This is a genomic window from Arenimonas sp. (assembly GCF_041913985.1).
Taxonomy (GTDB): domain Bacteria; phylum Pseudomonadota; class Gammaproteobacteria; order Xanthomonadales; family Xanthomonadaceae; genus Arenimonas.
Genome location: NZ_JAYSEG010000005.1, coordinates 104,177 through 105,698, shown reverse-complemented (window position 1 = coordinate 105,698; position 1,522 = coordinate 104,177). Strand labels below are relative to the sequence as shown.

General features: G+C 68.5%; 3 protein-coding genes. All 3 read right to left on the bottom strand.

Annotated features, from left to right (window positions below; all coding sequences use genetic code 11):
* Positions 1-44: 44 nt before the first annotated feature.
* The 3 genes from ACE3Q2_RS03125 to ACE3Q2_RS03115 all read right to left on the bottom strand — a co-directional run bounded on the left by ACE3Q2_RS03125 (position 45) and on the right by ACE3Q2_RS03115 (position 1,231).
* On the bottom strand, positions 45-275 hold the full coding sequence (locus ACE3Q2_RS03125; RefSeq protein ID WP_374472690.1) for a hypothetical protein: 231 nt from the start codon (positions 273-275) through the stop codon (positions 45-47).
* Between the two features lie 4 nt (positions 276-279).
* The gene (locus tag ACE3Q2_RS03120) at positions 280-924 is read right to left on the bottom strand and encodes a glutathione S-transferase family protein (protein WP_231696108.1); all 645 of its coding nucleotides are present in this window, start codon (positions 922-924) and stop codon (positions 280-282) included.
* Between the two features lie 97 nt (positions 925-1,021).
* Positions 1,022-1,231 carry a cold-shock protein gene (locus tag ACE3Q2_RS03115; RefSeq protein WP_026816018.1) on the bottom strand — a complete coding sequence of 70 codons (210 nt, stop codon included), beginning with the start codon at positions 1,229-1,231 and terminating at the stop codon, positions 1,022-1,024.
* Between the last annotated feature and the right edge of the window lie 291 nt (positions 1,232-1,522).

Here is a 1,522-nt window from a genome sequence, read left to right as displayed (position 1 = left end):
CACATGTGCCTATGCTGCCGCATGAGGCTTAGTTTATGCCGTTTTTAGTAAGCCGACACCTGCGGCGCGACCGCGGCAACCGCGGCCGACAGCACGTCGGTGCCCGCCGACAGATCGGCCACCAGGGCCGAAAGCCGCGGGTGCGCATGCGCCAGCGGCCGCCGCACCGGCGCCACGACGCGGGGCCCGTCGGCCACCGCGAGCGCCCGCGACAGCACGCTGCCGCCGACCAGGCCGGTGGCGCCGGCCAGCAGCACGGCGCCGGCGGGCGTCACCGGCTCAGGCCCATTCGGTCAGGCCTTCGCGCTCGTAGAGCAGGCGGAAGGACGGGCGCGCCTTCATGCGCTGGGCCAGCGCGCCGAGCTGCGGCCAGTCGGTGGCCGGGCGCGGCATGTTGCGCGACCAGCGCATCAGCATCGCCAGCAGGAAATCGGCGGCGCTCACCGACGGACCCAGCAGGTAGGGACCCCGCTTGGCCAGGTGCGCCTCGATGTGGTCCCAGGCGGCCTCGATGCGTTCGCGGGCGCGCGCCTTGGCCGCCTCGGCGTTGGCTTCGCCGGCGGCCTCCTGCGCGTAGAACCAGGTTCGGAAGGCCGGCTGCATCGTGTTCGCGAGGAACAGCACCCACTGGTAGTAGCGCGCCCGCTCGATGCTGCCCGGTTCGGGCGCGAGGCCGAAATTCGGGTGGGCGTCGGCCAGGTGCAGCACCAGCGCCGCCGCTTCCGACACCGGTTCGCCGTGGATCAGCAGGGTCGGCACCACGCCGAGCGGGTTGAGCGCGAGGTATTCGGGGCGCTTGTGCTCGCCGGCGGCGAGGTCGAGCTTGCGCAGCTCGTGCTTGGCGCCGATCTCGAGCAAGAGCCAATGCACGACCAGGCTGGCCGCGCCGGGGGAGTAGTACAGGGTGTACATGCCGGCTTCCATGCTAGGGGATTCCCTGAAGCATACGATGGCCGGCGCGCCAAAAGAAAAGCCCCGGGCGTTTCCACCCGGGGCTTCGCTCAGTCCGAAGGGACTTGGATTACATGGGCTGCACTTCGTCAGCCTGCATGCCCTTCTGGCCCTTGACGAGCTTGAAGGAGACCTTCTGGCCTTCCTGCAGGGACTTGAAGCCGGTGCCCTGGATGGAACGGAAGTGGACGAACACGTCCTCACCGTTCTCGCGGCTGATGAAGCCGAAGCCCTTGGCGTCATTGAACCACTTCACGGTACCGATCTGACGATCCGACATAACTAACTCCTTGAAACATATAAAAGTATCGCTGACGGGAACATCCCGCCGCGCGACTGGGGTTGCAAGGAGAGCGAGGTGAAAAGATGTAGCGGATCGGTGGATCTACCGCATCAGGCCACGATTCACAGTGACCCTTCGCAAACACAGTCGGGGGCACCCTACACCTTTCCGGGGCGGAATGCCAATGGTTTCGGCGGTTTGGCCGCCGGGGGGGGCCCAACCCGGGCCGGGGGGGGGGGGGGGGGGGGGCCCCGGGCAGCCCCGGCCCCCCCGGGCGTTGCGCGGCGG